Origin of the sequence: Streptomyces odonnellii, assembly GCF_000981895.1 — a bacterium.
GTDB lineage: Bacteria > Actinomycetota > Actinomycetes > Streptomycetales > Streptomycetaceae > Streptomyces > Streptomyces odonnellii.
This window is the reverse complement of sequence record NZ_LATD01000491.1, coordinates 1-5,830: the sequence shown is the minus strand read 5'-3', so window position 1 is coordinate 5,830 and position 5,830 is coordinate 1. Positions and strand designations below refer to the sequence as shown.

Below are 5,830 nucleotides of genomic sequence, written 5' to 3'. Positions count from 1 at the left end.
CAGGGACAGGGCGCGGCGGACCGGTCCCTCCGACCGGTCCGCCGCGCCCTGTCCCTGCGGGCTGCCCGCCGCGTACGGCGCGTGCTGCGGGCGCTTCCATTCCGGAGCGGCCACCGCGGCCACTCCGTCCACCGGGACCACGCCGCCCGGCCCGGTCACCCCGCCTGCCGCGGTCACCCCGCCCACCGCCGAGCTGCTGATGCGTTCCCGGTACAGCGCGTTCGCCGTGGGCGACGAACCGTACCTGCTGAGGAGTTGGGCCCCGGCCACCCGGCCGCCGGGCGTGGATCTCGACCCCGCGGTGCGATGGACCGGACTGGAGATCCTGGAGACCACCGACGGCACCCCCTTCCACACCACCGGGACCGTCACCTTCCGCGCCCGCTTCACCCATCGGGGCAAGCCGGGGGTGCTGAGCGAGCGGAGCCGTTTCGCCCGGCACGAGGGCGCGTGGGTGTATGTGGACGGCACAGTGGCGGAGTGATCCGGCGAGGACTTCACGAGGGCCTCAGAGGCGGGGCCCTTTCGGGGTGGATCCTCTCCGGGTGCGGGTGCGGGTGCGGGTGCGGGGAGCGGCCATCTTCAGGGCCGGCGCCCTTTGCGTGCCGTACGTTTCTGTCGCACCGCCCGTTCCACGCGTTCCGCCCGTTCCGCCCGCCCCTCGGGCTCCGTGCGTTCGGCACGTTCCAGAGTGACGAAGTGACGGCCGGCGGCCGTCCACTGCTCGGCCGGGGTCCAGCCCGCGGCGCGGCCGTGGCGTATGAGTGCGCGGGCGCCAACGCGGGCCCAGGAGAAGGCGTCTCCCGGCGCAGCGGTGCCGTTGTCGACCCGTACCCGGAGGCGTTCGTCGAGATCCGGGTCCACGCCGGCCGGGGCGGTCTCGACGATCAGTGAACCGGCCGGCGCGACGACCGAGGTGAGGCGGGCGAGCAGGGCCGCCGGATCGCCGTCGATACCGATGTTGCCGTCCATGAGCAGCGCCGTGTGCCAGCCGCCCTCGCGGGGCAGCGGATCGAACACCGACCGTATGAGAGCGCTTCCACCCGCCCGTACGGTGTGCGCCACCGCCGCCGGGCTGATATCGATGCCCAGCGCGGGGCGGCCCCGGGCGGCGAGCGCGGTGACGATCCGTCCCGGGCCGCAGCCGATGTCGAGGACACTGCCCCGGCAGCGCTCCAGCACGGTCAGATCCGCCCGGTCCGGCCCCGCGCACCAGCGCTCCACCTCCAGCGGCAGCAGCCAGCCGTCGGAACGGCGCAGGAAGAGCGGGCCGCGCCCGTTGCGCAGCGCGTCGGCGTACGGACCGGTCTGCCAGGGCGCGGGCCTGGTCTCCGCGGTGGTCATCGCACCCCGGCCGCGGTGAGCCCGGCGAGCGCGGCGGCGAACCGGCTGTCCGGCGCCTCGGCCGCGACCAGTGCGGCGTCGTGCGCGGTGTCGACGTCGCGCAGCGGCGGCAGATCCCGTACGGCGAGTCCCGCCTCGGTGAGCCGCCCGCGCTGCACGGCGCCGGTCTCGGGCACGGACATCGGCACCCCGCACAGCAGCGCCGGATCGGGTACGGCCAGCCCCAGCGCCCAGAACCCGCCGTCCACGGCGGGCCCGAACCACGCGTCGCACCCGTCCCAGGCGTCCGGTGCGAGCGCGGGCGCCAGCAGCTCGGGTGTGAGCTGCGGAGTGTCCATTCCGACGAGCACGGCGGGCCCGTCGCACAGCCCGAAGGCAGCGGCCAGCCGCTCGTCGAGCCCTCCGGTGGTCTGCGGTACGACCTCGATCCCGGCGGGCAGCCATGCCCCCGGCGCCCCCTCAAGCACCAGCACCCGCCGCCGCACGGGCGCGGCAAGTACGGCGTACAGGGTGTCGACGAGCGAGGCCTCCGCCAGCCGAGCGGCCTCCTCGGCCGAAAAGGGCGGAGTGAGCCGGGTCTTGACCCGCCCGGCGACAGGCGCCTTGGCCACCACCAACAGACAACTCACGATGCCTCCAGGCGTGGGATTCCGGCGGTGCCGGCACCGGGCCGGTCGGCCGCCGGTTCGGTGCCCGGGCGGCTGTCGGCCAGCGGCCCGGCGGTGGCACGGCCCGCGTTGTCGCGGCTGTTGCCGGGGGCGTCAGTGGGCGGAGCACCGGTCGTACGGCCCGCGCCGTCGCCGTCGTCAGCCATGGGGTCCTTGGCCTCGCAGGGTTCGGACTCGGTCGCAACAACGGCCGCTGTTGCGACCGGACCGGTATCCACCCGGTCGTTGACGGCAGGGCCGTCACCGGGACGGACGTGCGGCGGGGCGGCGGCTGTACGAACCGCCTCGTGGGCGTCAGCCGACCGGTGAGCCGTACGGTCCGCCCCTGCCGGGCCGGTGTCCGACTGCGGGGCCGTATGCCCTGCGGCGGCGCTGACGGCGTCGTGGGCGGTGCTCGCTGCCCCGCTGGGTGCGGCTCCGACCACACCGGTGCGCACCGCGTCGGCGGTTGTACGAGCTGCCGCGGTGGTGGTCGTTGGCTGCTGAGCCGAGCGTTCGGGCCCCGCCGCCGGAGCGGTGGTGCCTGCCGCGCCTGAGCGATCCGCGGCCACAGGCGGCTGGGCCAGGACCGCTCGCATGTCGTGGACCGCTTGCCAGGTGCCTCGCCAGGTGCCCGTCACCTTGGACTTGCCCCTGCGCGGGAGGTACGGGACATCCCGTTCCGTCACCCGCCAGCCCGCGTCGGCGGCGCGGACCACCATCTGAAGGGGGTAGCCGCTGCGGCGGTCCGTGAGGGAGAGGTCGAGGAGCGGCTCGCGGCGGGCCGCCCGCATCGGGCCCAGGTCGTGCAGCCGCAGGCCCGTTCTGCGGCGCAGCATGCGGGCCAGCGCGAGATTCCCCGCCCGCGCGTGCGGCGGCCAGGCCCTGCGCGGACGCGGCCGACGGCGGCCCAGCACCAGCTCCGCCCGGCCCGCCGCCACCTCCGCCACAAAGGCGGGCAGCAGCCCCGGGTCGAGCGACGCGTCGCAGTCGCAGAAACAGACGAACTCCGCCTCCGCGGCGAGCAGTCCGGCATGGCACGCGGCACCGAACCCCCGCCGGGGCTCACGTACCACCGTCGCGCCGAGCCCGGCGGCGATCTCCGCCGAACCGTCGGCCGAGCCGTTGTCCACGACGATCGCGCGCCAGCCGGCGGGCATCCGGCCCAGTACCCAGGGGAGGGCGAGGGCCTCGTCGAGACAGGGGAGTACGACATCAACTGTCGTGGGAGCGGGGGGAGCCGTGGGAATCGAGTGGGTCACGTCATCACCGTATGAATTCGGATACCGACAAAGGGGATATGAGGTCTTACGAAACACGGACATCGAGACCCGGGCGACCGCCCCCGGCCGTTCGGGTCACGGCGATCAGGGATCGACGGCGTGCACGACGCCGGGGCGCGGCTCATCGGCCATGGGGCGCCAAGGCGCCGCCACAGGCTTCGTCGCCCGTTGTTCCGCCTTCGCGAATTCCGTCATGCCCGCCTCGAAGCCCACCTCCGGCAGCCAGCCCAGTTCCTCCCTCAGGCGTTGTGAGGACGCCGTGATGTGGCGGACGTCGCCGAGGCGGTACTCGCCGGTGACCACCGGTTCGGGGCCACCGTGCGCCGACGCGAGCGCCGATGCCATCTCGCCGACCGTGTGCGGCTCCCCGCTGCCTGTGTTGAACACGCTCAGTGCGCCCGGCTCGCGGTCCCGTACGGCCGCCAGGGCCAGCGCGTTCGCCCGCGCGACATCCCGTACGTGGACGAAGTCCCGCCGCTGCCCGCCGTCCTCGAAGACCCGGGGTGCCTCGCCGCGCGCGAGCGAGGAACGGAAGAAGGACGCCACCCCCGCGTACGGCGTGTCGCGCGGCATCCCCGGCCCGTACACATTGTGGTAGCGCAGCGAGACCGCCCGGCCGCCCGTGGCCCGCGCCCAGGACGCCGCAAGATGCTCCTGCGCCAGCTTGGACGCCGCGTACACGTTCCGCGGGTCGGTGGGCGCGTCCTCCCCGATCAGCCCGGGCACCAACTCCGCGCCGCAGCGCGGGCAGCGGGGTTCGAACCGGCCCGCGTCCAGGTCGGCCGCCGCCCTCGGCCCGGCGGCGACCCGCCCGTGCCGGGGGCAGTCGTAGCGGCCCTCGCCGTAGACCACCATCGACCCGGCCAGCACCAGATCCCGTACCCCCGCCTCCGCCATGCCGGCGAGCAGGACGGCGGTGCCCAGGTCGTTGCAGCCCACGTACGCGGGCGCGTCCGCGAAGTCCTTGCCGAGGCCGACCATCGCCGCCTGATGGCACACCGCGTCCACTCCGCACAGCGCCCGCGCGACGGCTGTCCTGTCGCGGACGTCCGCGTGGATCCACTCGGTCTCGGGGGGCGGGGACGGTGGTACGGGATGGGCCGAGGGCAGCAGGGCGTCCAGGACGACGGGTTGATGGCCGAGCGCGGTGAGGGCGGTGACGATCTGCGAGCCGATGAAGCCCGCGCCTCCGGTGACGAGTACACGCATGACGGGGACGCTATGCGCCGTACGGCCATCACGCCCGGTCACGCGCCGGGCCGTCACAGGTCCGTAAGATCACCGGCCGTAACGGCTCCGGTTGTGACATCGGCACCCGCGCGACCGACCACCCCCACGGCCGCAGGACGCGGGACCACCGGGCCCGGGATCGCCCGGCCCGGGACCGTTGGCCGGCCCGCCCGGCAGCCCCCTCGCCCTCACCCCGTAGGCAGCGCCAGCACCTCCGCCAGGTCGTACCGCACCGGCTCCTCCAACTGGCCGTACGTGCAGCTCTCCGGCGTACGGTCCGGCCGCCACCGCCGGAACTGCGCCGTGTGCCGGAACCGGTTGCCCTCCATATGGTCGTACGCCACCTCGCACACCCGCTCCGGCCGCAGCGGCAGCCACGACAGGTCCTTCGTACCGGACCAGCGGCTCGGCCCGCCGGGCAGCCGGGCGCTCTCGTGCGCGGACTCGTCGGCCCAGGCGCCCCAGGGATGCCCCTCCGCCGATTCCATGCGCAGCGGCCCCAGTTCCTCCACCAGTTCGGCGCGGCGCTTCATCGGGAACGCGGCGCAGACCCCGACATGCTGGAGGGCGCCCCCGGAGTCGTACAGCCCGAGCAGCAGCGAACCGACCACAGGACCGCTCTTGTGCAGGCGGTATCCGGCGACCACCACATCCGCGGTCCGCTCGTGCTTGACCTTGAACATCAGCCGCGCGTCCGGCCGGTAGAGCAGATCGAGGGGCTTGGCGATCACCCCGTCGAGCCCCGCGCCCTCGTACCGTTCGAACCACTCCTCGGCCACGCCGAGATCAGTGGTCGCGGGCGCGAGATGCAGCGGCGGGTGGACGCCGATGAACGTGGCCTCCAGCGCTTCCCGCCGCCCCACCAGCGGCGTGTCCAGCAGCGAGGCGTCCCCGAGGGCCAGCAGATCGAAGGCCACGAAACTCGCCGGGGTCCGCTCGGCCAGCAGGTCCACCCGGGACTTCGCCGGGTGGATGCGCTCGGTGAGCCGGTCGAAGTCGAGCCGGTCCCCGTGGACGATGACGATCTCGCCGTCCATGACACAGCGCCCCGGGAGCTGCTCGCGCAGAACGGTGACCAGTTCGGGGAAGTAGCGGGTGAGCGGCTTGCCCGTGCGACTGCCGATCACCACCTCGTCCCCGTCCCGGTGGATGATCGCCCGGAAGCCGTCCCACTTGGCCTCGTACTGCATGCCCGGCGGGATCCGGGCCACGGACTTGGCGAGCATGGGCTTCACGGGAGGCATCACCGGCAGATCCATGCTCCGATTGTGCTCGGGAACCCGGCCCGCCGCCGCCCGACAAGCACCCCGCGTACCCCCGTATCCC

At 74.1% G+C, this 5,830-nt stretch carries 5 protein-coding genes and 1 pseudogene; 1 reads left to right on the top strand and 5 read right to left on the bottom strand.

Annotated features, from left to right (window positions below):
* Positions 1–61 precede the first annotated feature (61 nt).
* Positions 62–484 (top strand): YchJ family protein, encoded by a 423-nt coding sequence (locus WH07_RS33720; RefSeq protein ID WP_063775876.1) that lies wholly within the window; start codon positions 62–64, stop codon positions 482–484.
* A gap of 98 nt (positions 485–582) precedes the next feature.
* On the opposite strand, the gene WH07_RS41585 is transcribed toward WH07_RS33720, so the two are convergent.
* From WH07_RS41585 to WH07_RS33695, 5 genes and pseudogenes are all read right to left on the bottom strand, one after another.
* On the bottom strand, positions 583–1,344 hold the full coding sequence (locus WH07_RS41585; RefSeq protein ID WP_046508604.1) for a class I SAM-dependent methyltransferase: 762 nt from the start codon (positions 1,342–1,344) through the stop codon (positions 583–585).
* Positions 1,341–1,964 (bottom strand): TIGR04282 family arsenosugar biosynthesis glycosyltransferase, encoded by a 624-nt coding sequence (locus WH07_RS41580; RefSeq protein ID WP_046508611.1) that lies wholly within the window; start codon positions 1,962–1,964, stop codon positions 1,341–1,343. The genes WH07_RS41585 and WH07_RS41580 overlap by 4 nt, the downstream gene beginning before the upstream one ends.
* Positions 1,965–2,536: 572 nt before the next feature.
* A pseudogene (locus tag WH07_RS33705) lies at positions 2,537–3,151 on the bottom strand (glycosyltransferase family 2 protein); the annotation flags it as partial.
* 207 nt (positions 3,152–3,358) lie between these two features.
* On the bottom strand, positions 3,359–4,483 hold the full coding sequence (locus WH07_RS33700; RefSeq protein WP_046508602.1) for an NAD-dependent epimerase/dehydratase family protein: 1,125 nt from the start codon (positions 4,481–4,483) through the stop codon (positions 3,359–3,361).
* Between the two features lie 209 nt (positions 4,484–4,692).
* A complete protein-coding gene (locus WH07_RS33695) occupies positions 4,693–5,763 on the bottom strand; it encodes an ATP-dependent DNA ligase (RefSeq protein WP_046508600.1) in 1,071 nt (356 codons plus the stop codon).
* Positions 5,764–5,830 lie beyond the last annotated feature (67 nt).

Bases quoted from the DNA above. Each gene is read 5' to 3' on its own strand.
- WH07_RS41585 (WP_046508604.1), bottom strand. From the start codon at position 1,344: ATGACCACCGCGGAGACCAGGCCCGCGCCCTGGCAGACCGGTCCGTAC.
- WH07_RS33700 (WP_046508602.1), bottom strand. From the start codon at position 4,483: ATGCGTGTACTCGTCACCGGAGGCGCGGGCTTCATCGGCTCGCAGATC.
- WH07_RS33695 (WP_046508600.1), bottom strand. From the start codon at position 5,763: ATGGATCTGCCGGTGATGCCTCCCGTGAAGCCCATGCTCGCCAAGTCC.